Source organism: Actinocrinis puniceicyclus (assembly GCF_018283645.1).
GTDB lineage: Bacteria > Actinomycetota > Actinomycetes > Streptomycetales > Catenulisporaceae > Actinocrinis > Actinocrinis puniceicyclus.
This window is the reverse complement of the sequence record NZ_JAGSXH010000027.1, coordinates 16,809-41,953: the sequence shown is the minus strand read 5'-3', so window position 1 is coordinate 41,953 and position 25,145 is coordinate 16,809. Positions and strand designations below refer to the sequence as shown.

The window sequence follows — 25,145 nt, the reverse complement described above, 5'->3', positions numbered from 1 at the left end:
GGAGCCTAGCGCCTCAGCCGGAGCCCAGGGCGCCCGGACCCGGCTTCAGCCGCACCGCGATCCCGGCCACGACCAGCGACACCTCGTCGGCCACCGCGGCCACCGCCTGGTTCAGCCGGCCGAGCTCGTCGCGGAAGCGGCGCGTCCCGGCCGATTCGGGCACCACCCCGAAACCGACCTCGTCGCTGACGAGCACCACCGAGCGCGCCGAGTTCTCGAACGCGTCGACGAGGCCGGATGTCAAGCCGTCGAGCGCTTGCCGCGCGCCGCCTTCACGCCAGGCATCGTCGTCCCAGGCGTGCACCGCATCCATCGCGGCGGTCAGCCAAAGCGTGAGCGAATCGACCAGCACCGTCCGATCGGCGCGGATCAGCAGGTCGGCGAGCCCGGCCGGCGACTGGCCCAGTTCGACCGTGCCCCACGACGCCGGGCGCCGCTGCCGATGCCGCGCGATCCGTTCGGCCCACTCGTCATCCGCGTCGTAATGGGGAGCCGTCGCCGCATATAGCACCTCGTCGTCGTCCGCGAGCAGACGCTCGGCGAACGCTGACTTGCCTGATCGAGCCCCGCCGAGCACGAGGGCACGCCACTGTGCTTCGTTGGAATGCTGCGCCGCCTTCTGACGTAGCGGTGTCCAGGAATGCATTCGCTCGCCGCCTAGCTAAGGTAGGGGCCATGGCTTTCACATGGCGGTACGAGAACGCTGCCGGCGCCGAGGTCGAGCCGGTCGTCCCGGTCGAGGGCGAGCACGCCGCCTTCTCGACCCAGGGCGACGCGGAGACCTGGATCGGCGAGAACTGGCCGGAGCTGCTGGCCGCCGAGGTCGAGCAGGTCACCCTCCTGGAGGATGGGGCCGTGGTGTACGGCCCCATGTCGCTCCAGGAGTCCCCGCCCGCCTGAGCCGGGTGGCGGCGAAGCGGCCCAGGGGGCTTCGAAGCGGGCGCTTGGTCTGGTTTCAACCAGACCAAACTCCCGCTAAGGCCGCTTGGGCGGAGACACCGTCAGCTTGGGGTCGCGCCGCACGACCGGCTCAAGGATCTCGTCGATCCGCTTGAGCAGACCGTCGTCCAGCTTCACGCCGGCGGCCTTGACGTTCTCCTCGACCTGCCCGGGCCGGGAGGCGCCGATGATCGCCGCCGAGACGTTCCGGTTCTGCAACACCCACGCCACGGCGAGCTGAGCCATCGTCAGACCGGCCTCCTGCGCCAGCGGCGCCAACTGCCGCACCCGCGCGAGCACGTCGTCGTTCAGCAGTTCCTTGACGAAGTTGCCGCCGACCGGGTCGGTGGCGCGCGAGCCGGCCGGCGGCGGCTTACCGGGCAGGTACTTGCCGGTGAGCACACCCTGCGCGATCGGCGACCAGACGATCTGGCCGATGCCGAGTTCCTCGCAGGCAGGCACGACCTCGGCCTCGATCACCCGCCACAGCATGCTGTACTGCGGCTGCGAGGAGATCAGCGGGACACCCAGCTGCCGGGCCAGGTCCGCCGCCGCGCGGATCTGCGCGGCGTTCCACTCGGACACCCCGATGTAGAGCGCTTTGCCCGAGCGCACGACGTCGGCGAAGGCCTGCATCGTCTCTTCGAGCGGGGTCGAGTGGTCGTAACGGTGCGCCTGGTAGAGGTCGACGTAGTCCGTCTGCAGCCGGCGCAGTGAGCCGTTGATCGACTCCAGGATGTGCTTTCGGGACAGACCCCGGTCGTTGCGGCCCGGACCGGTAGGCCAGAAGACCTTGGTGAAGATCTCCAGGCCTTCCCGCCGCTGCCCCTTGAGCGCGTCGCCGAGGACGGTCTCCGCCCTGGTGCCCGCGTAGACATCCGCGGTGTCGAACGTGGTTATGCCGGCTTCGAGGGCGGCTCGCACGCAGGCGTGCGCGGCCTCCGCTTCCACCTGGTTGCCGTGGGTGATCCAGTTGCCGTACGCGATCTCGCTGATGACAAGGCCGCTGCGGCCGAGGTGTCGGAACTCCATGGGCCCAACGTACTCCGCCGCCGCAGCGTGGCTACTTCGCTTTCCCGGTGAAGGTCACGGTCGGCCGCGGCTGGCGCAGGAAGCGCGGCATCGCGGCGCGGGAGAAGGCGTAGAACCCGGATCCGCGCACGTTTTCCTCGCCGAAACGGGTCCGCACCTCGCGCTTGACCCGGAAGTTCAGCAGGATGCCGAACACGATCCCGACGACGACCACCAGTTCCATCGCGAACGAGGCGTAGATGTAGATCGAGGCGCTGCGCAGGATCAGGGTGAACCAGGCGACGACGACGATCGGCATCAGGAACTCCAGCATCCGCAGCCGGCCGTCCACGTAGTCGCGGATGAACGCGCGCGCCGGACCCTGGTCTCGCGCCGGGAAGTTCCTGGCGTCACCGCTGCGCAGCGCCTTGCGCTGCCGCTGATAAGCCTCGTTGCGCGCGGAACGCTCCGCGCGCCGGCGCTCCCGCGGGTCCGTCGGCAGCTGACCGAGCCGCGCCTTGCGGGCGGCCTCGGCTTCGCGCCTGGTCGGCGTGGGGCGGCCCTTGGGCTGGCTGTAGCGCTGGCCGGTCGTCGCGGACTGCGGCGCGGACTCTCGGGGCGCGTCGTCGGCCACGGCTTCGTCGGCAGAACGTCGTCGGAACACGAGGGAAGCGTAAACGGTCGGCGGCCTGGCACATAACCCGCACCCGCTGCGCAGCGCCGCGACGTCCCGGTGGCAGGATTCACTCAGCCTCCCGATCACTGTCGCGCGAGGGCGGTGCGGTCGGCCCGGTTTGGTTGGCCCAGCGTGGATGCAAAGAACTATCGTGGTCACTGACCGCAAAAGCCGCCGCACGGCGCCGCTTAAGGGGGACCTGGAGGGCCCATGGCCGATGGAGTCATGAAGCGCATGTCCTTGATCTTCAAGTCCAAGGCGAACAAAGCCCTGGACAAGTATGAGGATCCGCGCGAGACGCTGGACTACGCGTACCAGAAGCAGTTGGAGAACATGACCCAGCTGCGCCGCTCGCTCGCTGACGTCGCCACCGCGCGTAAGCGGATCGAGCTGCAGATCAAGCAGGTCCAGCAGGACGCCGGCAAGCGCGAGCAGCAAGCCCGCCGGGCACTGGAGATGGGCCGCGAGGACCTGGCCCGTGACGCGCTGACGCGGCGCGCCGAGGTGCAGCAGCAGATCGCCACGCTCACCCCGCAGCACGAGAACCTGGTCAAGCAGGAGGAGAATCTGACCAGGGCCGTGAAGGGCGCGCAGGCCAAGGTGGACGCGTTCCGTACGCAGAAGGAGACGATCAAGGCCAACTACACCGCCGCCCAGGCGCAGACCCGAATCGCCGAGACCCTCACCGGCATCTCCGAGGAGATGGGCGACGTCGGCATGGCGATCCAGCGGGCGCAGGACAAGACCGCCCAGCTCCAGGCCCGCGCCGACGCGATGACCGAACTGACCGCGTCCGGTGCGCTGGACGACCAGCTGGCGGCGCTGACCACCGGCGACGACATCGACGCCGAGCTCAACCGCCTCTCCGGCGGCGCCGGCGTGGACAACGAACTGGAGCGGATGAAGCTGGAACTGGCCGGCGGCGCGACCAAGCAGCTGGAGCCCGGCGCCTCGGGCGTGGCCAAGCCCGGCACGATCCAGGACGCGGAAGAGGTCAAGGAGGGCGACGCCAAGTGATCGTCCGCATCCTCGGCGAGGGACAGCTGACCCTCCAGCAGGACCACCTCGACGAGCTGAACAAGCTCGACAACGAGCTGTTGGCAGCCGTCCGTGACGGCGAGGACGCCAAGTTCCGCGCCGCCATGGACGCGCTGCTGGCGCGCGTGCGCGAACTGGGCGAACCAATGCCGGTAGAGGAGATCAAGCCGAGCGACTTCATCCTGCCCAGCGCCGACTCCTCGCTCGACGAGGTGCGGGACCTGCTTTCCAGCGACGGGCTCATCCCCGGTTAGGCCGGGGCCTGGGCGCTCGCCCCCGCGCCCGGGCTTCCGCATGCCCTCCACCCGGTCCGGGCGGGGAACTTCCCCGCCCGAAAGCCCGTTGTGCCTGATGACAGCACGGACCGATTCGATTCAGTCGGTCCGCGGACAGTTTCGGAAGGACGGCGACATCCGTGGCCAGGACGAGGTTCGCGCCAGACCGGGGTCTGACCTCCCGGATGGTCTTCGTCATGTTCCTCATCGGCGCGCTGGCCGTGGCGTTCGTCGCGGCCCTCGTCGCGTTCGTGCCCGCGCGCAGCCTGCCGGTGGTGCTGGTCATCGCCGGCGTGATCCTGTTCCTCCAGTTCTTCTTCTCGGACAAGATCGCCGCCTTCGCCATGGGCGCCCGCGAGGTGACCCCGCAGCAGTACCCCGACCTGCACGGTGTGGTTGACCGGCTGTGCGCGATGGCGGACATGCCCAAGCCGCGCGTCGCCGTCGCCCAGACCCCGATGCCCAACGCCTTCGCCACCGGGCGCAGCCCGAAGAACGCGGTGATCTGCGTGACCACCGGGCTCTACGACCAGTGGCGCACCGGCCGGCTGACCGAGCAGGAGTTCGAGGGCGTCCTCGCGCACGAACTCTCCCACGTCGCGCACCGGGACGTGCTGGTCATCACGATCGCCTCGTTCCTCGGCATCCTGGCGGGCCTGGTGGCGCGCATGGCGTTCTGGTTCGGCCTGGGCGGCGACCGGCGCGACGACCGGGACGGCGGGGTGCCGGTGCAGCTGATCATCCTGCTGGTCTCCATGATCACCTACGCGATCTCGTTCCTGCTGACGATGGCGCTCTCGCGCTACCGCGAACTGGCGGCCGACCGGGCCGGGGCCCTGCTGACCGGCAATCCCTCGGCGCTGGCCTCCGCGCTGCAGAAGATCACCGGCGACGTGGCCAGGATCCCCACCCAGGACCTGCGCCAGGCGCAGCCGTTCAACGCGTTCTACTTCACGCCGGCGTTCAACCGGGATACGGCCAAGACGCTGCTGTCCTCGCACCCGAGCACGGAGAAGCGCATCGCGCAGCTGTCCAAGATCTCCCAGCAGCTCGGTCACTGAGCCGCCGCCAGCCGCGTCCCAACCCGTCCGACCCACTCGACCAAGGGGCCCGCCCGTCATGGGATTCCTCGACACGCTGCTCGGCCGCACCAAGCCGGTGCAGCCCAACCTGGACCACCTGTTCGCGGTGCCCAACGCCGCGCTCACCCTGGAGGTCTCGCTCGGCTTCAAGCCGACCGGTTACGGCGCGGTCTGCTACCGCAAGGCGGAGGGCGGCGCCTTCGCGCAGGTCGAGGCCGACGTCGAGCAGCTGATCGAGGGCTTCGACGGTCCGAAGGTCGAGGTCTCCAAGGACAAGTACGGCTACACCTGGCTGCTGGTGCACCGCGAACCGGAGCAGATCTCGGACCTGGTGACGGACGTGCACGCGGTCAACTCCTCGTTGCAGGACAACGGCTTCGGCCCGTACCTGCTGTGCACCCTGCTCTCTTTTGAGGATCCGCAGGGCCGCCGGCTGGGCCTGGTGTACCTGTACAAGAAGGGCACCTTCTACCCCTTCGCCCCGCAGGGCGAGCCGCACCGCGACAACGCCCTCGAACTCCAGGTCAAGACGGAGATCGGCGCGGACCTGCCGCTGGAGAAGGACCTGGCGCGCTGGTTCCCGGTCTGGGGCGCTCCGGGTCTGTGACAGGGTCTGTGGCGGGCACGGCGTGGCGGAAACGGCCGGCCGGCGCGCCACGCCCCGTGTGACGGCCTCGTGACCGCGTCACACCTCTGCCACGATTCCCGCCGCGCGCTTGGCACCGTGCGCCGGTCAACCGCTACGCTCGTGCTCGACTTCGGCGATTGGCGGAGGGAAGCGCAGTGTCGGTCGAGCCGCAGCGGGCAGCCGGCGGTGTGGAACAGGGGACTCCGATCCTCCCGGGCCAGCGCAGTGGCGAGGACGGTGTGGATCCCAGCGACTCCTACGGATACGAGCCGACGCTGCCTTACGGCGTGGAGCCGCCGGCTCCGGGGCCGGGGCCCGTCGTCGGGGAAGGCCGTCCCTGGCCGTCCGCGCGCCGGCAGATAGGCACCGCGGTCGCGGTGCTCGGCTGGGCCATCGCCGCCTTCCTGATCGGTCACCGGTTCCTGCCCGACAGTGCCGGTATCGCCTCGCTGCTGGAGACCTGGCTGCCGTGGCTCGCGGTGCCCACCGCGCTGCTGCTGATCGCCGCGCTGGCTGCGCGTTCGCTACGCGCGCTGTTCGCCACCGTGGCGGCCACCGCGGTCTGGCTCGGCGGCTACGGCCCGCAGCTGTTCCCCCGCGGCGACCCGATCCCCGCGAACCTGCGGGTGATCAGCGAGGACGTCAACGCCTCCAGCGTGGAGTTGGCCGGGGTCGGGCAACTGGGCCCGAACCAGCACGCGGACGTGGTAGCGCTTGAGCACCTGACGCCCGCACTCGCGACGTCGTCGGCGTCGCAGAACCTGAATGCGGCGTACGGCTACCACGTCACGCAGTACGAGTTCGGAGTGTGGAGCCGCTATCCGATCGCGGACGCTCGCGGGGTCGACCTGGCGACCAGCACCACGGCCGCCGCGGACGACGCGAACGACGCGAATCCGAGTCTGGTCGCCGCGGTCCCGCACGTCGTGGTCGGCGCGCTGCGTGTGACGGTCACCACGCCGCAGGGCCCGCTCGTGTTCTACGTGGTGCACATCCCCCAGCCGGTGCTCGGCGACCAGGGTTTCGCGAAAGTGCGCGACGAGGCGGTCACCAGGCTGGCGAAGACGGTATCCGCGGACGCGGCGCCGAGGCTGGCCGTGGTCGGCGACATCAACGTCGCGCAGACCGACCGGCGCTTCTCCCAGCTCAGCTCCGGGCTCGGCCTGACCTCGGCGCAGGCGGCCGCGGGCAGCGGCTTCGGCTTCACCTGGCCCGCCGAGTTCCCGGCCGTGCGCCTCGACGACCTGCTGCTGCGCGGCGGCACGCCGGTGCGGTCCGTGGTGCTGCCGGCCCTCTCGGGAGGCAAGTCGCATCTTCCGATCGAGATCGACCTGCATCTGTAGCCGGCCCGGCCGGACCCGCTACGGCAGCGCGAGCATCTGCTCCAGCGCGAGCCGCGAGTAGCGCGCCGTCTCCGGGTCGACCGTGATCCGGTTGACCACCTTGCCGGCGACCAGCGATTCGAGAGTCCACACCAGGTGCGGCAGGTCGATCCGGTTCATCGTCGAGCAGTAGCACACCGACTTGTCCAGGAAGACGATCCGCTTGTCGGGATGCGCGTCGGCCAGGCGACGCACCAGGTTCAGCTCCGTGCCGATCGCCCACGCGGTACCGGGCGCGGCCGCTTCCAGCGTCTTGATGATGTACTCCGTCGAGCCGACGTAGTCCGCCTTCTGCACGACCTCGTGGCGGCACTCCGGATGTACGAGCACGTTCACGTCCGGAATCAGTTCGCGCACCTCGTCCACGCACTGCTCCGTGAAGCGGCCGTGCACCGAACAGTGCCCGCGCCACAGGATCAGCTTCGCCTCGCGCAGCTGAGCGTCCGTCAGCCCGCCGTTCGGCTTGTACGGGTTGTAGAGCACGCAATCGCTCGGCGCGAAGCCCAGCTGCCGGATCGCGGTGTTGCGGCCGAGGTGCTGGTCGGGCAGGAACAGGACCTGCTCGCCCTGCTCGTAGGCCCAGCGCAGGGCGCGCTCGGCGTTGGAGGAGGTGCAGATCGTGCCACCGTGCCGTCCGGTGAACGCCTTGATGTCGGCTGAGGAGTTCATGTACGAGACCGGGATCACCCGTTCGATACCGCGTCCGTCGCGTTCGGCGAGTGCGGTCAGCGTGTCCCAGCACTGCTCGACCTGCTCCGCGGTGGCCATGTCCGCCATGGAGCAGCCCGCGGCCAGGTCCGGCAACACCACCTGCTGGTCCGGCCCGGTCAGGATGTCCGCGGACTCGGCCATGAAGTGCACACCGCAGAACACGACGTACTCGGCCTGCGGGCGCGCCGCGGCGTCCCTGGCCAGTTTGAACGAGTCGCCGGTCACGTCGGCGAACTGCACCACCTCGTCGCGCTGGTAGTGGTGCCCGAGCACGAAAACGCGCTCGCCCAGCGCCGCTTTCGCCGCCGCGGCGCGCTGCACCAGGTCGGGGTCGCTCGGCGCGGGCAGGTCGCCCGGGCATTCCACGCCGCGTTCGCTGTGCGGGTCGGCGGCCTGCCCGAGCAGCAACAGCGCCAGCGGCGTCGCCGAGGGCTCGGCGAAGACCCCTTCGGCTTCGGTGGTGACGGTCACGGTGCCTCCCGCGCGTGCGGCACGCGGGAGAACGCCCCCTCATGCCTTTATCGTCGATCTGACGCTAACCATCGTACCTCAGCCGTCCGCCGTGCCGCGCTACCGGGCGGTAGACCGAAGCGGGTACCGCCGCAGCCGTTGGATTGTGCGACCATGGGGGAGAAGACAAATGGGCAACCGGCTCGCGGGGTAGTGGAATATTGGCTCCGGGCGGTCGCGTTGACTCTGGGAGCCCATGTCCGCGGACTTCGAAGGCAGGCAGAGAGCATGACGGTTGACACCACCACTACGCAGGACGGCATTATCCTGACTGAGACCGCCGCGACCAAGGTCAAGAACCTGCTCGACCAGGAGGGCCGCGACGACCTGTCGTTGCGTGTCCAGGTCCAGCCGGGTGGCTGCTCGGGTCTGCGCTACCAGCTCTTCTTCGACGACCGCGCGCTGGACGGCGACGTGGTCAGCGACTTCGGCGGTGTGAAGGTCGTCACCGACCGGATGAGCGCCCCGTACCTGGTCGGCGCGACCGTGGACTTCGTCGACACGATCGAGAAGCAGGGCTTCACGATCGACAACCCGAACGCCACCGGCTCCTGCGCCTGCGGCGAGAGCTTCAACTAGTCCTCTGCTCGTCAAGAGCAGTCGTCTCGTCGCTATAACGAAGCGGCGGTCGCGCGGCACTTCCGCGTCGGCCGTCGCTTCGTCGCTTCGTTTCGTCGCGTCCCGGAGCGTGTCATCCGTGCGGCGCGATCCGTGGACGACGCCCGGGGCCGACCTGCCGCCGACGCGCCGCGGCTCACATTCTGGCCCTGACGGAGGCGATCGTGAGGTAGGCCAGTTCGAACATCGTGCCACCCCATCGACTGTCTGTTTCATCCCGGTTTGCACTCCCACGCTAGTTCCCCGGCCTCAGTTGTCACGGGGTTAATACATCTCGGTTCGGTACACGTCAGCAGCTCTTTCCGAACTTCGCAGCGCGAGCTGGCGTTGGCCGAGGTCGACGACACCGACGACACCGATGTCAGCGGGGGAGAGGAAGCCTGAACCAGGCGACGGCCGTTGCCGCGTATTTGTCGCGATCAACGCGCGACAGTGGGATTCAGCGGGACGTAGTTGGAAGTCCACGCTCGCTCGGCTGAGGGCCGGAAACGGCTGCTGAGCTGCAAACTTCTGGAGACGCAGCAGGACCCCCGACCGTCACTACCCACAAATGACGGCGGGGGTCCTGCCTTTGTGCGCCGGATCCCGCATCCGTGCGCCGACGGATGGCTGCCCGGGATCCGCTACAGCGTCCGCAGGGCCGGGGGGAGAGCCCTGCGGGCGCGAGTCTTGTCAACCAACACCCCATCAGCAAGTCCTGCATCACTGAGTGTAATGCGGCTTCCTGCCTTCTGTAGAGTTAAACGGCCGTAAAGCCAGGCTGGTTCCCTGCTCCGACAAGATTTTTCGGCGCGCATTTGTCACGAAGAGTCACCAGCGTCCGGCTTGTCGGCCGCTCGCGCCGGTCAGGGGGCGAGACGGGCGCCGTTGGAAAGGTCGACGACGGGCCTGACGCCGACCGGGGCCGTCAGTTGAGCGGTGAAGATGCGCGGGCCGATGAACATCGGGCACATCACGCCCTTGCGCACCGGCAACTGAGCCAGCCCGACGTTGACCTGCGCCGCCGACTGCTGCACGACCAGCACGTAATTGCCGCAGGCACCGCCGCGCGCCATGATCTCGAGAGAGAGGGTGCGCCCGTCAGGAGACTTGGTCGCCTGTTCGATCGGCACATACTTGGCGTTCGGCGGCGGCGCGGTGACCTGAGTCGGCGTAGGCGTGGGCGTCGGCGCCGGACTCATCGGGCCGCCCGGATTGACCGAGGACGACGGGTTCGGCGAGGCGGTGGCGGAATGCGCCGGGACCAACGGCGCCGACCCGGCCGCGCTCGCGCCTGCCGCCTGCGCGGCCGGGGAATCGGCGGAGTTGCTGCTCGCGCAACCGGCCAGAGCGCCGGCAAGCGCGATCACGGCGAGCGCGGCCGCGAGTGAGGCGGCTCTTCGCCGGGGATTGTGGGCCATTGCGAACCATCCGTCCTTCTGTGGGTGCTGCTGCGTGGGCATCACGAACCCGTGGGCCGGGTCCGTCTCGATTTGGACGGCGGCCGGCGGCGGCGGGTTCCCCAAAGCCGCGCGCGCAGAACTCAGTGTTCGCGGCGCACCAGATAAGCCACCGCGCTCTCGCCACGCTCCGGGACCGGAGTCTCGCCGAGGTAACTGTGGCGGCGCAGTTCACTCCACGCCGGGATGTCGAGGCGCGCGGCCGGATCGTCGGCCAGCACCCTGATCGTCGCGCCGAGCGGTACCCGGGCGATCCGCCTGGCCAGTTCGATGACCGGGATCGGGCACATACGACCGAGCGCGTCGACCGTCTCGGGTTCGGCCCCGCCCGATCCGACCGCCTCCGGCACGCCGGCGCCGCTGCGGCTCTCCGCAGCCCCGGTTCCGTTACTCGGTTGGCCCCCCGCTTCGCGCACACCACCGGGCGCCTCGGCCCGCACCCGCGCGACCGTAGTCGGCAGCGCCGCGAGGAACCGGTCCACCTCCTCGTCCGTGATCCGCCACGGCAGCGAGACGCGGACGTTGCCGTGGCTGATCACGCCCATCGCTTCGAGCACATGACTCGGCGTGAGCGTCGAGGCGGTGCAGGACGAACCGGAGGAAACCGAGAATCCGGCGCGGTCCAACTCCAGCAAGAGCGCCTCGCCCGCAGCGTAGAGACACGAGAAGGTCACGATGTGGGGCAGCCGCCGCTCGGGATCGCCGACGATCTCCACATCGGGTACCGTGCGCCCGACCTCGGCACGGATCCGCTCGACCAGGGCGCGTTGGCGCGCAGCCACTGTTTCCCGCTCAGCCTCCCGCGCGCGCAGCGCGGCCGCGGCGGCGAGGACCGCCGGCACGTTCACCGGGCCGGGCGCGCGGCCCTGCTCCCGCTCGTCCTGCGGCCAGGCTGCGGCGAACCGCGTCCCCTTGCGCACCGCCAGCACCCCCACCCCGGCCGGTCCACCCCACTTGCGGGCCGACGCGCACAGCGCCGACCAGTGCTCTGGCGGCGGGATCCGGCCGAGCGCCGCCGCGGCGTCCACCAGCAAGGCGACCGGGCCGCCCGGCTGTCCTGCGGCATCGAGGCACGCCTCCCAGGCCTGCTCGACCGGTTGCACCGTCCCGACCTCGTGATTGGCGTGCTGCACGCAGGCCAAGGCCGCGCCGCCGCGCAGCGCCTGCGCGAACTCTTCCACCCGCAGTCGACCGAGCCGCGTCACCGCGACGGCGACATGCTCACCCCCAAGCCGCGCCGCCGTGTACTCGGCCGCGTGCAGCACCGCCGAGTGCTCGACCGCGCTGGTCACGATCCTCCGGCTCACCCGCGACCGACCCTGGGCCAGCCCGGCGACCGCGAGATGGAGGGCGGCCGTGCCGGACGTGGTGAAAACCGTCTCGTCCGGGCGCGCCCGCAGCACCTCGGCGACCGCCTCCCGCGCCGCGTCCAGCAGCATCCGGGCCCGGCGCCCCTCGCGATACAACCGGTCGGGATCCGCCCAGCCGTCCTCCAGCGCCGCGAGATACGCCTCGCGCGCCACCGGATCCATCGGCTCGCCCGAGGCCGCGTCAAGGAAGACCGGCGTCCCGGCGGCACTCATCGCAGCAGCATTACGCACAGCACCATTCAACACGCCGCCGTCCACCGTGGTACCGGACGGGTTGACGTATCGTCATCTCCGCGCAATTGCGGACGAAAAGCCCGCATCCGGTCTGCAATTAGCCCGTTCGCATGAGCCCGCGCCGCAGCCTCCCGGTACGGGGGGTACCTGCTCGCGGAGGCCGTGAACCGCTGGAGTAGGGTTTGGCCGCAGAACTGAACCCCTGCCCGCACTCCGGGGCCCGCGTCCGAGCTGTCGAAGGCGTGTAGGTGCCGGTGAGCAGGGCGAGACTCCGGGAAGGGTACGTTGAGTCAGTACGGCTCCGAACGCAGGCCGCGCGCGCTGAGCGATCCCGCTCGCGGGCGGCGGACCGCTGCGTCAAGACAGCGTCAAAGTGGCGGCGCTCCGGCCGCGAAGCGGCGACTGATCGCCCGCGCGGCGCTGGCCGGCGCCGTGCTGGTCGCGGCCTCCGGCTGCGCGAACAGCACCTTCACCCGGCTCGGCTTCCCCGACCCGGCCAGCGCCGAGGCGCCCACGATCCTGCACCTGTGGCAGGGATCCTGGATCGCGGCGTTCGCCGTCGGCGCCCTGGTGTGGGGGCTGATCCTCTGGACGTCCTTCTTCCACCGGCGTTCGCGGCACGGCATCGAGGTGCCGCCGCAGACCAAATACAACATCCCGATCGAGCTGCTGTACACGGCCGTTCCGACGATCATGGTCGCGGTGCTGTTCTACTTCACCGCGAAGGACGAGTCGCAGCTGCTCAAGATCACCTCGGACCAGGCCACCAGCATCAACGTGGTCGGGCGGCAGTGGAGCTGGTCGTTCAACTACAACTACGACGCCGCCACCGGGCAGCAGTTCTCGGCCGGCGGTCCGTCGGTGTACGAGGCGGGTACCCCCGGCCAGCCGCCGCATCTGTATCTGCCGCTCGGCGAGAAGGTCAAGTTCACGCTGACCTCGCCGGACGTCATCCACTCGTTCTGGGTGCCGGCCTTCCTGTTCAAGCTGGACGTGGTGCCGGGCCGGGTCAACCAGTTCGAGCTGACGCCGACCAAGCAGGGCGAGTTCATCGGTGAATGCGCCGAGCTGTGCGGCGTGGACCACTCCCGGATGCTGTTCTGGGTCGACGTGGTGCCGCCGGACCAGTACAAGGCGCACCTCGCCCAGCTCCAGCAGAAGGGCAACAACGGCCAGCTGCCGATCGGCTGCGGCCCGAACGCCGGAGTCGGCGAAGAGGGCATCCCGTGCCGTGTCGGCCCGATGACTGGCATCAAGGGAAAGAACGCTACCGGAGGGACCGGCTGGTGACCGCGATCAATGACCCGGTGGCCGCCGTACCCTCGGTGACGGCCTACCGCACCCGGCAACCCGGCTCGACCGTGGTCAAGTGGATCACCTCCACCGACCACAAGGTCATCGGGTTCCTCTACCTGATCACCTCGTGCGTCTTCTTCGGCTTCGGCGGGCTGCTCGCGCTGCTCATCCGTACCGAGCTGGCCCGCCCCGGCCTGCAGTTCCTCACGCCGGAGCAGTTCAACCAGGCGTTCACGATGCACGGCACGATCATGCTGCTGATGTTCGCGACGCCGCTGTTCGCCGGGTTCGCCAACGCGATCATGCCGCTGCAGATAGGCGCGCCGGACGTGGCTTTCCCGCGGCTGAACGCGTTCGCCTACTGGCTGTTCCTGTTCGGTTCGCTGATCGCGGTCAGCGGCTTCCTCACCCCGCAGGGCGCGGCGGACTTCGGCTGGTTCGCCTACTCACCGCTGTCCAACGCGATCCACTCCCCGGGCGTCGGCGGTGACCTGTGGATCATGGGCCTGGCCCTGTCCGGTTTCGGCACCATCCTCGGCTCGGTGAACTTCATCACCACCATCATCACCATGCGCATGCCCGGCATGACGATGTTCCGGATGCCGATCTTCGTGTGGAACACCCTGCTGACCTCGGTGCTGGTGCTGCTGGCGTTCCCGGTGCTGGCCGCGGCGCTGTTCGCGCTGGAGGTCGACCGGCGCCTTGGCGCGCACATCTTCGACGCGGCCAACGGCGGCGCGATCCTGTGGCAGCACCTGTTCTGGTTCTTCGGGCACCCCGAGGTGTACATCGTGGCGCTGCCGTTCTTCGGCATCGTCTCGGAGATCTTCCCGGTCTTCAGCCGCAAGCCGATCTTCGGCTACAGCGGCCTGGTGTTCGCGACCATGTCGATCGCGGGCCTCTCGGTGACCGTGTGGGCACACCACATGTTCACCACCGGCGCGGTCATGCTCCCGTTCTTCGCCTTCATGACCTACCTGATCGCGGTGCCCACCGGGGTGAAGTTCTTCAACTGGATCGGCACCATGTGGCGCGGGTCGCTCTCCTTCGACACCCCGCTGCTGTGGTCGGTCGGCTTCCTGGTGACCTTCCTGTTCGGCGGCCTGACCGGCATCCTGCTGGCCTCCCCGCCGATCGACTTCCAGGTGCAGGACTCCTACTTCGTGGTCGCGCACTTCCACTACGTGCTGTTCGGCACGGTGGTGTTCGCGATGTTCGCAGGGTTCTACTTCTGGTGGCCCAAGTGGACCGGCAAGATGCTCGACGAACGGCTCGGGAAGATCCACTTCTGGACGCTGTTCATCGGCTTCCACACCACCTTCCTGGTGCAGCACTGGCTCGGCGCGGAGGGCATGCCCCGGCGTTACGCCGACTACATGGCCTCCAACGGCTGGACCACGCTGAACACGATCTCGACGATCGGCGCGTACCTGCTGGGCATGTCGACCGTCCCGTTCCTGTACAACGTCTACAAGACGGCGAAGTCCGGCAAGAGGGTGACCGTGGACGACCCGTGGGGCTGGGGCCGCTCGCTGGAGTGGGCGACCAGTTGCCCGCCGCCGCGGCACAACTTCAGCTCACTGCCGCGGGTGCGTTCCGAGTCCCCGGCCTTCGACCTGCACCACCCCGAGGTGGCGCTGCGCGAGATCGAACTGGGCGAGCGCGGCCACGGCGCGAAGAAGGCGCTGGTGCGCCAGCGCTCGGCGGAGAAGGGCGAGTGACGCTGTGAAACTCACGGCTCGGATGTTCCTGATCATCGCGGTCTTCTTCTTCCTCGACGTGCCGCTCTACTGGTGGCTGTCGCACGACCCGACCGGCACCGCGGCGCTGACCATGGCCTTCGGGCTGTGCGGGATGATCTACTTCTACCTCGCCTTCACCGTGCGGCGAATCGGCCCGGGTCCGGAGGACCGCGACGACGCCGAACCGCACGAGGGCGCGGGGGAGCAGGGTTTCTTCTCTCCGCACAGCTGGTGGCCGTTCGTCCTGGCGGCCGGTGGCGCGGCGATGTTCACCGGTATCGCGGTCGGGTTCTGGATGTGCTACTTCGCTGCGCCGTTCCTGGCCTACGGGGTCTACGGCCTGGTTTTCGAGTACTACCGGGGCGAGAACAAGCACTACTGAGGCGGCCGTGGCCGGTCGTGGCGAGTAAACCTGAGCCCAGGCTGAATGCCAGGTCAGAGCGCGATCGCGGCGAGGTCGTGGGTGTGTAACAACTGTGCTTGAGGGCCGGTGCGGATCTACCGCACCGGCCCTGGCTCATTATGCTGGCGTCCGTGGGTAACCGCAGGTAGGTGGTCGGCGGCGCGAGCCAGGGGAGTTGTAGCGCGATGACGGATGGGGCCGGCTCCGGCATACCCGCAGAGGGCCGCGACGGACACGACCGGCACTATGGCGGACACGGTTCCAGGCAGGCGCCCGAAGACGGGCAGCAGCAGGAACGTGGCGACGCCGGACGACCCCCGGCCGGTCCGGAAGCCGAATCGGGTGATGCGGCGCTGTCGCCGGATGCGGAAGGAAACCACGATCAGGCGGCCCGTGACGACGCGCGACACGACCCGGCACCCGATGCGCCTACACGGCTGTTACCACCCGTAGGCGCGCAACCCCCCGCCGCCGACCCAAGCGCGCAGACGGCCGCCATACGGCACGTGCCGGTGCTTCCGGCCGCCACCTATTTCACTGCGCCCGCCCCGAACCACGCACCCGTTCCATACGCCGCGCAGTCCGCGTCGGAGCCTCCGGGCAGCTTCACCAGGGTGCACCGCCGCGGGATCATCGCCGCCGGAAGCCTGCTCGGTCTCGCCGCACTCGGCGGCGTCGCCGCGGCCGTGACCGGTTCGGGCAGCGGCCGGCGCAACGCCGGCTCCGGCGCGGGCGGCGGAAGCGGCGTGGCAGGCACGGGCTCCAGCGCAAGCCCCTCGCCCTCGCCGACATACCCGGCCCCGAGCTTCACCACCGTTCCCGCCAACGGCGAGTCGGGCGTGGACCCCTCCAAGCCGGTGACGGTCACCGTCGCGAACGGCACCATCACCTCGGTCCAGCTTTCCGGCGGCCAGGAGACCAGCGGCACGCTCTCCGGCGACAAGTCCACTTGGACGTCCAACGGCGTGCTGCATCTGAGCACCTCGTACCAGTTGCAGATCCAGGCCGCGGACAAGGGCGGCAAGTCCGTCACCAAAACCATCTCGTTCGCCACGCTCAAGCCCTCCGCGACCATAGGCGTGCTGGAAATGTGGCCGGGCAGCAGCGTCACCGTCGGCGTCGGGCAGCCGATCCGCGTGCAGTTCACCAACTACGTACCGGGCGCATACCGCGCCGATGTCGAGAAGGCGTGCGTCGTCAGCACCAACCCGCCGGTGGCGGGCGCCTGGCACTGGGTCGACTCGGACACGATGGACTGGCGGCCGCAGGACTTCTGGCAGACCGGAACGCACGTCACCGTCGCGCTCGGCCTTTCGGGGGTGCGCGCCGGCCAGCATCAGTACTTCATCCGCGACCACTCTCTGGATTTCACCGTCCGCGACACCGACCTTCGTCTGATCGTGGACACCAAGCAGTTCAAGGCCACCGCGTACCAGAACGGCCAGGTCGTGCGCACGTTCCCGATCGACACCGGAACCAACGACCCCCGCTTCATCACCTGGAGCGGCACGCTGGCCGTGCTCGACAAGGGCAATCCGGTGGAGATGAAGGGCGACTACGGAAACGGCGACAAGTACGACGAATTGGTGACCTGGGCCACCCAGATCACTTACTCGGGCACGTATGTGCATGCCGCGCCCTGGGACGGCCAGATCGGGCAAGTGAACTCGTCGCACGGTTGCATACACGCGCGCACCTCGGACGCGACCTGGTTCTACAACCTCGCCCACATCGGTGATGTGGTCCAGGTCACCGGCACGAGCAAGACGGTGGCTCTGACAAACGGATTCGGCGACTGGACCACGAGCTGGTCGTCGTGGCTGTCCGGCTCGGCGTACGGCGCGACGATCGGCGGCAAGCCCGTCTCCGGCTAGGCCAGGCCTGCAGAGGCACCGGCGCCGGCCCGCTCGCACCCACACGCGCACGGCCGATCCGCGGCGCAGATCACCCCAAGGTCCTGTGGCGCCGGTGGCCGTTCCTGATTACCGTTCGGTACAGGAGGCGACCACGCCTACCGGAAGTGGGAGCGTCGGCAATGGGTACGTGGCAGGTCGGACCGTTCGACAACGATGACGCGATGGATTTCTTCGACGAGGTCGAGGAGACACCCGACTCCGAGGTACCCCCGAAGCTGCGCGAGACCCTCGTCGCGGTGGTCGAGCGGCCGGGGAAGGTCGAACTGCAGGAGGGACACGTCGCGGTCGCCGCGGCCTGTCTCGTGGCGGCCGGCCGTTCCCGTGCGGCCGCGACCGGCAACTCCTCCGTCGATGCCTGGCTTACCGCGCACCGCCCGCAGGTCACTGCGGAGGATCAGCGCGTCGCCCTGGCCGCACTCGACCGGGTCACCGGTCCGGACAGCGAGTGGATGGCCCTTTGGGCCAACACGCCGTCCAGCGCCGCGCTCGAGGAGCGCATCGCGTCACTGCGTCAGGTCCTCAACGGCTGAACCAGCGGCAAGACCCATTCACTCGTCGGGATGAATCGCGTTCGCTCGTCGGGATGAATCGCTCGGCGCGTGCGTGCGCTGTAACGGCATCACCTCGGTTGTATCGCGAGGGGTTGCCGGGCGAGTTCGAGCCTTGATTGCGCTGCCGCCGACGAACGCCGCGACGTGCCTGAGCGGCCGTCACACCGCCCGGCTGGTTGCCTCGATCCAGCGGTCGAGCGCGGCCTGGGCCGCGCCGGAGTCCAGGGCCTCGTCCGCACGGGCGATGCCCGCGGCCAGCCGTTGCGTGAGCGCCGGCAGTTCGCCCGGGGCGACGCCGAGGCCGTCCAGCGCGGCGAGGGTGGCCCCGGCGCTGAGCAGCACCGCGTCGCGGACCGGGCCGCGTTCGCCCGAAAGCAGCTTGCGCACCACGGCCGCGTTGTACGCCGCGTCCGCGCCGCGCAACGCCTCCACCGGCGCGAAACCGATGCCGACCGCGCGCGGGTCGAAGCTCTCCTCGGTCACCACCCCGCCATGGGCGACCCAGACCGTCGAGGTCGAGGCGACCGTCAACTCGTCAAGCCCGTCGTCGCCGCGGAACACCAGCGCCGAGTTGCCGCGCTTGGCCAGTACGCCCGCCACGATAGGGGCCATGCGCCTGTCCGCCACGCCCACGGCCTGCGCCCGGGGCCGGGCCGGGTTGGTCAGCGGGCCGAGCATGTTGAAGGCCGTCTGCACGCCCAGCTCCTTGCGCGTGACAGCGGCGTGCCGCAGCGCGGGGTGGAAGACCGGGGCGAAGCAGAACGTGATGCCGGCCTCCAGCGCGATCTGGGCGACGCGGTCGATCGGCAGGTCCAGGCGCAGGCCGAGCGCTTCGAGTACGTCCGCCGCGCCCGAGGACGAGGACGCGGCGCGGTTGCCGTGCTTGACGACCCGCGCACCGGCGCCCGCCGCGACGATCGCGGACATCGTGGAGATGTTCACGGTGCGAGCCATGTCTCCGCCGGTGCCCACCACGTCCACGATCTGACCCGGCACGTCGAGCGTCTGCGCGTGCCGGTACATCGTCGCGACGAGGCCCTCGATCTCCTCGACCGTCTCGCCCTTGGTGCGCAGCGCGATCGCGAAGCCGGCGATCTGCGACGGGCTCGCGTCCCCGGTCATGATCTGGTGCATCGCCCAGGTCGCGGCGTCGCTCGAGAGCGCCTCGCCGCTCACCAGCGCGCGCAGTACCGAGGACCAGCTGTGCGCGCCCTCCGCCGCGATGTCCGTCGATGGTGACGTCATGATTCTGGCCCTCCTCCCGCGCTGTGCCCAGGTGCGGCCAGGGGTTCCCGGCCGTGCGCTCAGGCTACCCGCGGGCGCAACAGCGCGGCGGCGACATCCGCCAGACGGACCGGATCGATCGGGTGCGGCACGATCGCGTCCGCGCGCGCCCAGGTCGCCAGCCAGCCGTCCTGCGCGCGGCCGGTGAGCACGAGCAGCGGTGGGCACCGGTAGATCTCGTCCTTGAGCTGACGGGCGATCCCGATCCCGCCGGCCGGCACCGCCTCACCGTCGAGGATCGCCAGGTCGATGCGGCCGTGGCCCTTCGCGATCCCGTCCATGGCCTCGATCACCGCCGGCTCGGTCGCCGCCTCGCGCACCCGCACGTCGGGCAGGTCCGTGGCCGGCTTGGTGCCGAGGGCGGCGCGCACCGCGGCGCGCACGTTGGCGTCGTCGCTGTAGACGAGGACCGTCAGGGCAGTGCGGTGCGCCGGGGTGGCGGCCGCGTGGTCGACGGTCGACGGGCTGGACATGGGCCACTCCCTCGGGACGTATGGCGCTGGTGACGTAACCGCTGTGCCGGAGCCGATCGTAGTGCCCGGGCCGGACTGTGTGAACGAGGAGGTCCGTGGACGCCGCGGGACCACCCCCGATCCGGCTCGCCGACGGCTCGCCGGAACAGGGCGCCGGGGTATTAACGATTGGATTACGGGGCACGAATACGCGCGTGGCCACGGACGGTGGACGTTCGGCCGCCCGCCGGTCCCGCACTTCGCGCCGCGGGGCGGGCGGATCATCCCGGATGTCCGTTTCAAGCCGCGGCCACTACTCCGTTCCGGGGTAACCGGACCCGGCCGGACCGGTAACCAGGACCCCCTGCGTCGGGCCGATCGGGGCAGGGACCATAATGGCCGCCGTGGCGACAGCAACAGCAACCCAAGCCGCACCCGCGCACCGGGTGCCCAACCGGCCCAACCTGGTCAGCGTCGGGACGATCGTCTGGCTGGCCTCCGAGCTGATGTTCTTCGCGGCGTTGTTCGCGGTCTACTTCACCCTGCGCTCGGTCAACGGCGACGAGGTCTTCAAGGCGAACGCGGGGCACCTGAACGTGCCGCTGTCCGCCGTGAACACGATCATCCTCGTGTCCTCCTCGTTCCCCTGCCAGTTCGGGGTGTTCGCTGCGGAGCGCCACCAGGTCTCCCGGACCGGGTCGATCCTCAACTTCAGGCGCTACGGCATGCGCGAGTGGTACGCCTGGGCCTTCGTGCTCGGCGCCGTCTTCATCGCGCTGCAGGTGTACGAGTACTCCTCCCTGGTCAAGGACGGGCACCCGATCTCGGAGAACGCCTGGACCAGCGCCTTCTACCTGGCCACCGGCTTCCACGGGCTGCACGTGACGGGTGGTCTGTTCGCCTTCTTGATGGTGTTGGGGCGCACGTACAAGGCCCGTAGATTCAGCCATGACCAAGAGGTCGCCGCGATCGTCGTGTCCTACTACTGGCACTTCGTCGACGTGGTGTGGATCGGCCTGTTCAGCGTCATCTATCTGATCAAGTAACCAACGGACGCAAGCCTGATGAGGGAAACCAAGTCGTGAAATCGCTCTCCACGCGGCGACGCCACCCACTGGCAGCGTTCGTCGTCCTGGCGCTCGGGCTGGCTTTCGCCGGCACGTTGTTCGCCGCCTTCGTCTCCCCCGCCGCCAGCGCGGACACCGGGGAGAGCGCGGCGCAGCAGCTGGCGAACGGTAAGGCGCTGTACATTTCGTCCTGCTCAAGCTGCCACGGCAAGAACGCCGAGGGCACCGGTCTGGGCCCGTCGCTGGTCGGTGTCGGCGCCGCCTCGGTCGACTTCCAGGTCTCCACCGGGCGCATGCCGGCCAAGCAGCTGGGCGCGCAGGTCGAGGCCAAGCAGAACATCTTCAGCACCCAGCAGATCCAGGATATGGCCGCGTACGTCCAGTCGCTGGGCGGCGGGCCGCAGATCCCGGCGGCCGGCCAGTACGCGTACGACGCCAACGCTGTCGCGCTCGGCGGCCAACTGTTCCGGGAGAACTGCTCGCAGTGCCACAACTTCGCCGGCGAGGGCGGAGCGCTGACCGACGGCAAGTTCGCGCCGAAGCTCACGCAGACCAATCCGCAGCAGATCTACGAGGCCATGCTCACCGGCCCGCAGAACATGCCGGTCTTCAGCGACAAGGTCATCCCGCCGGCCGAGAAGCAGGCGATCATCTCCTACCTGCTCAACAGCCGCAACGAGCCGAACTACGGCGGCGCGGGCCTCGGGCGTCTCGGGCCGGTCTCCGAGGGCCTGTTCATCTGGACCGTCGGCCTGATCGCGCTGCTGTTGTGCGCGGTGTGGATCGCGGCGCACACGACGAAGGCGTCCGCTCAGAAGGCCGCGCAAGCGGCGGCCGCGGGCAAGGCGGGGAAGTGAGCAAGAGCGATGACTGCTGACGAGAACGGGCACCCGAACCTGACTGAGCTCGGCTACGACGAGCGCAGTCCCGTCGCGGTGGACGAGCACGGCCACGGCCACGAGGTCGAGCTGCCCGAGGACCCCTTCGCGGATCCGGGCCTCGAACCGCACCGGCCGCGGGCCACCGACATAGACGAGAAGGTCGCGCAGAAGGCGGAACGGCAGGTCGCCGCGCTGTTCGCGCTCTCGGCGCTGGCCACCATCGGCTTCATGGTGGCTTACACCGAGGTGCCGCGCACCGCCGTGGTGAACTTCTTCCCGATCGGCGCCGTATCCGCGTCGAACTTCGCCCTCGGCATGCTGCTGGGCATCGCGCTGTTCTCCCTCGGCGCCGGTGCCGTCTACTGGGCCAGGACGCTGATGACGGACGTGGAGCTCACGCAGGAGCGCCACCTGCTCGAGTCCGGCTCCGAGGCCAAGGCGCAGGCGGTGGCCGAGTTCGAGAAGGGCGTCGCGGACTCCGGCATCAAGCGCCGGCCGCTCATCCGCCGAACCCTGCTGGGCGCGCTCGCGGTGCTGCCGCTGCCGGCGCTGTGGGTGCTGCGCGACCTGGGTCCGCTGCCGGGTGACTCGCTGCGCCACACCGCGTGGAAGGCCGGCGAGCTGATCATCAACGACAACACCGTGTCGATCGACGGCAGCACCGGGCAGGGTGTCAAGCCGGAGGACATCACCATCGGCACCCTGGTGCAGGGTCGGCCGAAGGCCGCGCTGACCGCGGGTGACCAGTACAACGACCTGATGGCGAAGTCCGCGATCCTGCTCGTGCGCCTGGACCCGGCGGACATCAAGAGCCAGCAGCAGCGCGACTGGGGATACCAGGGCATTGTCGCGTTCTCCAAGATCTGCACCCACGTCGGCTGCCCCGTGGCGTTGTACGAGCAGCAGACGCACCACATGCTCTGCCCGTGCCACCAGTCCACCTTCGACCTGTCCGACGGCGGCAAGGTGATCTTCGGGCCGGCCGCGCGCTCGCTTCCGCAGTTGCCGATCACCGTTGACGCCGACGGCTACCTGGTCGCCAAGAGCGACTTCGACCAGCCGGTCGGCCCGAGCTTCTGGGAGCGCGGATGACCGCGACGACTCCGCACGCCGCCGGGTTCGGCGACGGCACCGCCCCGAGTACACCTGCCGGCAAGGCCGCGGACTACCTGGACCAGCGCCTCGGCATCGCCGGCGCGGCGAAGAAGAACCTGCGCAAGATCTTCCCGGACCACTGGTCCTTCATGCTCGGTGAGATCGCGCTGTACAGCTTCATCGTGTTGCTGCTCTCCGGGGTTTTCCTGACCCTGTTCTTCACCCCGTCGATGAACGAGGTCACCTACAACGGCTCGTACACCCCGCTCGACGGCATCAAGATGTCCGAGGCGTACGCGTCGACCGTGAACATCTCGTTCGACGTGCGCGGCGGCCTGCTGATGCGGCAGATCCACCACTGGGCCGCGCTGGTGTTCGTGATGGCGATCACGGTGCACATGCTGCGGATCTTCTTCACCGGCGCGTTCCGCAAGCCGCGCGAGCTGAACTGGCTGATCGGCTTCGGCCTGTTCGTCATGGCGCTGCTGGAGGGCTTCGCCGGCTACTCGCTGCCGGACGACCTGCTCTCCGGCACCGGTCTGCGCATCGCCGAGGGCGTCGTCCTCTCGATCCCGATCATCGGCACCTACGTCTCGTTCTTCCTGTTCGGCGGCGAGTTCCCCGGGCACGACCTGGTGCCGCGCCTGTTCACGATCCACATCCTGCTGGTGCCCGGCTTGATACTGGCGCTGATCACCGTGCACCTGATCCTGGTCTTCTACCAGAAGCACACGCAGTGGGCCGGTCCCGGGCGCACCAACGAGAACGTGGTCGGCCTTCCGCTGCTGCCGGTCTACATCGCGAAGGCGGGCGGGTTCTTCTTCCTGGTCTTCGGCATCATCTCGCTGCTCGCGGGGCTGGTGTCGATCAACCCGATCTGGACCTACGGCCCGTACGTGCCCAACGAGATGACTGCGGGATCCCAGCCCGACTGGTACATCGGGTTCCTCGAAGGCTCGCTGCGAATGATGCCCAACGTGGAGTTCAACTTCATCGGGCACACGCTCTCGCTCAACGTGCTGATTCCGGCGTTGATCGTGCCGGGCATACTGTTCACCGGGCTGGCGGTATATCCGTTCATCGAGGCCTGGGTCACCGGGGACCGGCGCGAGCACCACATCCTGGACCGGCCGCGCAACGTGCCGACGCGTACCGGGATCGGCGTGGCGGGCTGCACCTTCTACGGCGTCCTGTGGGTGGTGGGCGGCAACGACCTGATCGCGACGCACTTCCACCTGTCGCTGGAGTCGATCACCTGGGCCGGCCGGGTGGTGGTGTTCGTCGGGCCGGCGTTCGCGTTCTGGATCACCAGGCGGATCTGCTACGGCTTGCAGCGCGCCGACAGGGAGAAGGTGCTGCACGGCCGCGAGGCGGGCGTCATCGTGCGCTCTCCGGAAGGCGAGTTCTCCGAGGTCCACGCCCCGATCTCGGACGGGGACCGCTATCGGCTGACCGCCCACGACGTGCACCGTCCGCTGAGCATCGCCCAGGCGGCGGACGCGAACGGCATCCCGGCGCCGCGGTTGCGCCGCGCGAAGCTGCGCGCGAGGTTCACCCGCTGGTACTTCGGTACCCGCGTGGAGAAGCCGTCCACGGAGGAGTACCGCGAGTCGATCACCAGCGGCCACCACTGAGCGACCCAGGCCGTCGGGCTGCGACTGTCACGCCTGCGGCCCCCCTCCCGATCCCGGGACGCTGTTGGCGGATTCGTGGTCCGTGTTCGTTCGTGATATCGGTCTCCAGGACCTGTGACCGGGTCCTGGAGACCGATGCGTTTGGGCGTGGTCGTGTCTTTGCGGGTGTGAGGAGCCGGGTGGGGGTCCTGCCGAGACGGTGACGCTGCTGCTGGGCGCGATCGATGCGCCTGATGCGCCGGCATCGGTGCGGGAGCTGCCCGCCGTGCAGTTGCTGCGCCGTGGTCTGACGGTCGCGCACGAGGCCTGACTTACCGCGGGTCTCGGCGCCTATTGCGTTGTGGAGTACCGTTCCCAGACGGTCTGTCTGGTGACGCCGAGAGCCGCTCCGATCCGGGACCAGGCGACCCTGCGTTCCCGCAGGAGGTCTACCAGGGCTTGCAAGCTCAGATCGACCTGGGTGCTCACGGCGGCGATCGCGGGCAGTCGGTCCAGGATCTGCTGGTCGTCCATGTCGCTCCAGTCGGGGATCTCGGGGGGCGGCTGCGCTGCCTCCACCTGCGCCTGCGCCAGAATGTTGATACAGATCTGGACGCATTCGTCGCAGATGTAGACGCCGGGCCCGGCGATCAGCTTGGACACCTCAGGCGCGGGCTTGATGCAGAAGGAGCAGTGGGTCGCGGGCAGGTGGATGGCGGGGGTGCTGCTCATGGCTCTCCTCGACTCGAGTGCGTCAGGTACTTCCTGACAGCTCTCGTGGCGAGACTAGCCCGTCAGGCGCAACCTGACAAGCTGTCGGCGACATTGAACGCGACCACGCCACCCAATCCGCCACCCGCCGCCGTCACACGGAGCGAACAAACAGCTGCGTCCACCGGATCGCCGGTGGACGCAACAGGACTCGCCGGCCG

25 protein-coding genes are annotated in these 25,145 nt (G+C 69.2%); 16 read left to right on the top strand and 9 right to left on the bottom strand.

The window, feature by feature from the left end:
- Positions 1–13: 13 nt before the first annotated feature.
- The gene (gene cobU / locus KGA66_RS10455; RefSeq protein WP_211467205.1) at positions 14–646 is read right to left on the bottom strand and encodes a bifunctional adenosylcobinamide kinase/adenosylcobinamide-phosphate guanylyltransferase; all 633 of its coding nucleotides are present in this window, start codon (positions 644–646) and stop codon (positions 14–16) included.
- Between the two features lie 29 nt (positions 647–675).
- Here cobU and KGA66_RS10450 point away from each other — a divergent pair, with 29 nt between their 5' ends.
- A complete protein-coding gene (locus KGA66_RS10450) occupies positions 676–900 on the top strand; it encodes a hypothetical protein (RefSeq protein ID WP_211467204.1) in 225 nt (74 codons plus the stop codon).
- 75 nt (positions 901–975) lie between these two features.
- Here the strand turns inward: KGA66_RS10450 and KGA66_RS10445 are convergent, their stop codons facing one another.
- Positions 976–1,971 (bottom strand): aldo/keto reductase family protein, encoded by a 996-nt coding sequence (locus KGA66_RS10445; RefSeq protein WP_211467203.1) that lies wholly within the window; start codon positions 1,969–1,971, stop codon positions 976–978.
- Between the two features lie 31 nt (positions 1,972–2,002).
- Positions 2,003–2,614 carry a DUF3043 domain-containing protein gene (locus KGA66_RS10440; RefSeq protein ID WP_211467201.1) on the bottom strand — a complete coding sequence of 204 codons (612 nt, stop codon included), beginning with the start codon at positions 2,612–2,614 and terminating at the stop codon, positions 2,003–2,005.
- 237 nt (positions 2,615–2,851) lie between these two features.
- On the opposite strand from KGA66_RS10440, the gene KGA66_RS10435 reads away from it, so the two are divergent.
- The 5 genes from KGA66_RS10435 (at position 2,852) to KGA66_RS10415 (ending at position 6,992) form a co-directional block, all read left to right on the top strand.
- Entirely contained in the window at positions 2,852–3,643 is a 792-nt protein-coding gene (locus KGA66_RS10435) for a PspA/IM30 family protein (protein ID WP_211467199.1), read from the top strand.
- The gene (gene pspAA, locus KGA66_RS10430; RefSeq protein WP_211467197.1) at positions 3,640–3,918 is read left to right on the top strand and encodes a PspA-associated protein PspAA; all 279 of its coding nucleotides are present in this window, start codon (positions 3,640–3,642) and stop codon (positions 3,916–3,918) included. Before KGA66_RS10435 ends, pspAA begins: the two co-directional genes overlap by 4 nt.
- Before the next feature lie 161 nt (positions 3,919–4,079).
- A complete protein-coding gene (gene htpX / locus KGA66_RS10425) occupies positions 4,080–5,000 on the top strand; it encodes a zinc metalloprotease HtpX (RefSeq protein WP_312886846.1) in 921 nt (306 codons plus the stop codon).
- 58 nt (positions 5,001–5,058) lie between these two features.
- On the top strand, positions 5,059–5,628 hold the full coding sequence (pspAB, locus tag KGA66_RS10420) for a PspA-associated protein PspAB (RefSeq protein ID WP_211467195.1): 570 nt from the start codon (positions 5,059–5,061) through the stop codon (positions 5,626–5,628).
- 209 nt (positions 5,629–5,837) lie between these two features.
- Positions 5,838–6,992, top strand: coding sequence for an endonuclease/exonuclease/phosphatase family protein (locus KGA66_RS10415; RefSeq protein ID WP_211467193.1), 1,155 nt, complete (start codon positions 5,838–5,840; stop codon positions 6,990–6,992).
- 18 nt (positions 6,993–7,010) lie between these two features.
- On the opposite strand, the gene nadA is transcribed toward KGA66_RS10415, so the two are convergent.
- Entirely contained in the window at positions 7,011–8,213 is a 1,203-nt protein-coding gene (gene nadA, locus KGA66_RS10410; RefSeq protein ID WP_211467191.1) for a quinolinate synthase NadA, read from the bottom strand.
- A 267-nt stretch (positions 8,214–8,480) separates the two neighbouring features.
- On the opposite strand from nadA, the gene erpA reads away from it, so the two are divergent.
- Positions 8,481–8,831 (top strand): iron-sulfur cluster insertion protein ErpA, encoded by a 351-nt coding sequence (gene erpA / locus KGA66_RS10405; protein ID WP_211467189.1) that lies wholly within the window; start codon positions 8,481–8,483, stop codon positions 8,829–8,831.
- 884 nt (positions 8,832–9,715) lie between these two features.
- Here the strand turns inward: erpA and KGA66_RS10400 are convergent.
- Positions 9,716–10,270: a hypothetical protein gene (locus tag KGA66_RS10400; RefSeq protein WP_211467187.1), complete on the bottom strand. Its 555-nt coding sequence runs from the start codon at positions 10,268–10,270 to the stop codon at positions 9,716–9,718.
- A gap of 122 nt (positions 10,271–10,392) precedes the next feature.
- Positions 10,393–11,892 carry a cysteine desulfurase/sulfurtransferase TusA family protein gene (locus KGA66_RS10395; RefSeq protein ID WP_211467185.1) on the bottom strand — a complete coding sequence of 500 codons (1,500 nt, stop codon included), beginning with the start codon at positions 11,890–11,892 and terminating at the stop codon, positions 10,393–10,395.
- 423 nt (positions 11,893–12,315) lie between these two features.
- Here KGA66_RS10395 and ctaC point away from each other — a divergent pair, with 423 nt between their 5' ends.
- From ctaC to KGA66_RS10370, 5 genes are all read left to right on the top strand, one after another.
- Positions 12,316–13,203: an aa3-type cytochrome oxidase subunit II gene (ctaC, locus tag KGA66_RS10390; protein ID WP_438822031.1), complete on the top strand. Its 888-nt coding sequence runs from the start codon at positions 12,316–12,318 to the stop codon at positions 13,201–13,203.
- A 5-nt stretch (positions 13,204–13,208) separates the two neighbouring features.
- Positions 13,209–14,930: an aa3-type cytochrome oxidase subunit I gene (gene ctaD / locus KGA66_RS10385; protein ID WP_211467235.1), complete on the top strand. Its 1,722-nt coding sequence runs from the start codon at positions 13,209–13,211 to the stop codon at positions 14,928–14,930.
- 4 nt (positions 14,931–14,934) lie between these two features.
- Positions 14,935–15,333 carry a cytochrome c oxidase subunit 4 gene (locus KGA66_RS10380; RefSeq protein ID WP_211467183.1) on the top strand — a complete coding sequence of 133 codons (399 nt, stop codon included), beginning with the start codon at positions 14,935–14,937 and terminating at the stop codon, positions 15,331–15,333.
- A gap of 527 nt (positions 15,334–15,860) precedes the next feature.
- A complete protein-coding gene (locus tag KGA66_RS10375) occupies positions 15,861–17,228 on the top strand; it encodes a L,D-transpeptidase (RefSeq protein WP_211467181.1) in 1,368 nt (455 codons plus the stop codon).
- A gap of 161 nt (positions 17,229–17,389) precedes the next feature.
- The gene (locus tag KGA66_RS10370; RefSeq protein ID WP_211467179.1) at positions 17,390–17,800 is read left to right on the top strand and encodes a DUF4259 domain-containing protein; all 411 of its coding nucleotides are present in this window, start codon (positions 17,390–17,392) and stop codon (positions 17,798–17,800) included.
- A 180-nt stretch (positions 17,801–17,980) separates the two neighbouring features.
- Here the strand turns inward: KGA66_RS10370 and trpD are convergent, their stop codons facing one another.
- A complete protein-coding gene (trpD, locus tag KGA66_RS10365) occupies positions 17,981–19,066 on the bottom strand; it encodes an anthranilate phosphoribosyltransferase (RefSeq protein WP_211467177.1) in 1,086 nt (361 codons plus the stop codon).
- 59 nt (positions 19,067–19,125) lie between these two features.
- Entirely contained in the window at positions 19,126–19,578 is a 453-nt protein-coding gene (locus KGA66_RS10360) for a hypothetical protein (protein WP_211467175.1), read from the bottom strand.
- A 374-nt stretch (positions 19,579–19,952) separates the two neighbouring features.
- Between KGA66_RS10360 and ctaE the strand changes: the two genes are divergently transcribed.
- Genes ctaE through qcrB form a run of 4 tightly spaced genes read left to right on the top strand, consistent with a single transcriptional unit; the run spans position 19,953 to position 24,234 of the window.
- Positions 19,953–20,603, top strand: coding sequence for an aa3-type cytochrome oxidase subunit III (gene ctaE, locus KGA66_RS10355; RefSeq protein WP_211467173.1), 651 nt, complete (start codon positions 19,953–19,955; stop codon positions 20,601–20,603).
- A gap of 35 nt (positions 20,604–20,638) precedes the next feature.
- A complete protein-coding gene (qcrC, locus tag KGA66_RS10350; protein ID WP_211467171.1) occupies positions 20,639–21,481 on the top strand; it encodes a cytochrome bc1 complex diheme cytochrome c subunit in 843 nt (280 codons plus the stop codon).
- A gap of 9 nt (positions 21,482–21,490) precedes the next feature.
- The gene (qcrA, locus tag KGA66_RS10345) at positions 21,491–22,597 is read left to right on the top strand and encodes a cytochrome bc1 complex Rieske iron-sulfur subunit (RefSeq protein WP_211467169.1); all 1,107 of its coding nucleotides are present in this window, start codon (positions 21,491–21,493) and stop codon (positions 22,595–22,597) included.
- Positions 22,594–24,234, top strand: a complete 1,641-nt coding sequence (gene qcrB, locus KGA66_RS10340; RefSeq protein WP_211467166.1) for a cytochrome bc1 complex cytochrome b subunit — start codon at positions 22,594–22,596, stop codon at positions 24,232–24,234. Before qcrA ends, qcrB begins: the two co-directional genes overlap by 4 nt.
- A gap of 330 nt (positions 24,235–24,564) precedes the next feature.
- On the opposite strand, the gene KGA66_RS32050 is transcribed toward qcrB, so the two are convergent.
- Complete coding sequence (locus tag KGA66_RS32050; protein WP_211467164.1) at positions 24,565–24,945, bottom strand: Lrp/AsnC family transcriptional regulator; 381 nt, start codon at positions 24,943–24,945, stop codon at positions 24,565–24,567.
- Positions 24,946–25,145: the final 200 nt, after the last annotated feature.

Excerpts from the sequence above, each read along its gene's own strand:
- cobU (WP_211467205.1), bottom strand. The coding sequence starts at position 646 with ATGCATTCCTGGACACCGCTACGTCAGAAGGCGGCGCAGCATTCCAAC.
- KGA66_RS10450 (WP_211467204.1), top strand. The coding sequence starts at position 676 with ATGGCTTTCACATGGCGGTACGAGAACGCTGCCGGCGCCGAGGTCGAG.
- KGA66_RS10445 (WP_211467203.1), bottom strand. The coding sequence starts at position 1,971 with ATGGAGTTCCGACACCTCGGCCGCAGCGGCCTTGTCATCAGCGAGATC.
- KGA66_RS10435 (WP_211467199.1), top strand. The coding sequence starts at position 2,852 with ATGAAGCGCATGTCCTTGATCTTCAAGTCCAAGGCGAACAAAGCCCTG.
- pspAB (WP_211467195.1), top strand. The coding sequence starts at position 5,059 with ATGGGATTCCTCGACACGCTGCTCGGCCGCACCAAGCCGGTGCAGCCC.
- erpA (WP_211467189.1), top strand. The coding sequence starts at position 8,481 with ATGACGGTTGACACCACCACTACGCAGGACGGCATTATCCTGACTGAG.
- KGA66_RS10400 (WP_211467187.1), bottom strand. The coding sequence starts at position 10,270 with ATGGCCCACAATCCCCGGCGAAGAGCCGCCTCACTCGCGGCCGCGCTC.
- KGA66_RS10395 (WP_211467185.1), bottom strand. The coding sequence starts at position 11,892 with ATGAGTGCCGCCGGGACGCCGGTCTTCCTTGACGCGGCCTCGGGCGAG.
- KGA66_RS10370 (WP_211467179.1), top strand. The coding sequence starts at position 17,390 with ATGGGTACGTGGCAGGTCGGACCGTTCGACAACGATGACGCGATGGAT.
- trpD (WP_211467177.1), bottom strand. The coding sequence starts at position 19,066 with ATGACGTCACCATCGACGGACATCGCGGCGGAGGGCGCGCACAGCTGG.
- KGA66_RS10360 (WP_211467175.1), bottom strand. The coding sequence starts at position 19,578 with ATGTCCAGCCCGTCGACCGTCGACCACGCGGCCGCCACCCCGGCGCAC.
- ctaE (WP_211467173.1), top strand. The coding sequence starts at position 19,953 with ATGGCCGCCGTGGCGACAGCAACAGCAACCCAAGCCGCACCCGCGCAC.
- qcrA (WP_211467169.1), top strand. The coding sequence starts at position 21,491 with ATGACTGCTGACGAGAACGGGCACCCGAACCTGACTGAGCTCGGCTAC.
- qcrB (WP_211467166.1), top strand. The coding sequence starts at position 22,594 with ATGACCGCGACGACTCCGCACGCCGCCGGGTTCGGCGACGGCACCGCC.
- KGA66_RS32050 (WP_211467164.1), bottom strand. The coding sequence starts at position 24,945 with ATGAGCAGCACCCCCGCCATCCACCTGCCCGCGACCCACTGCTCCTTC.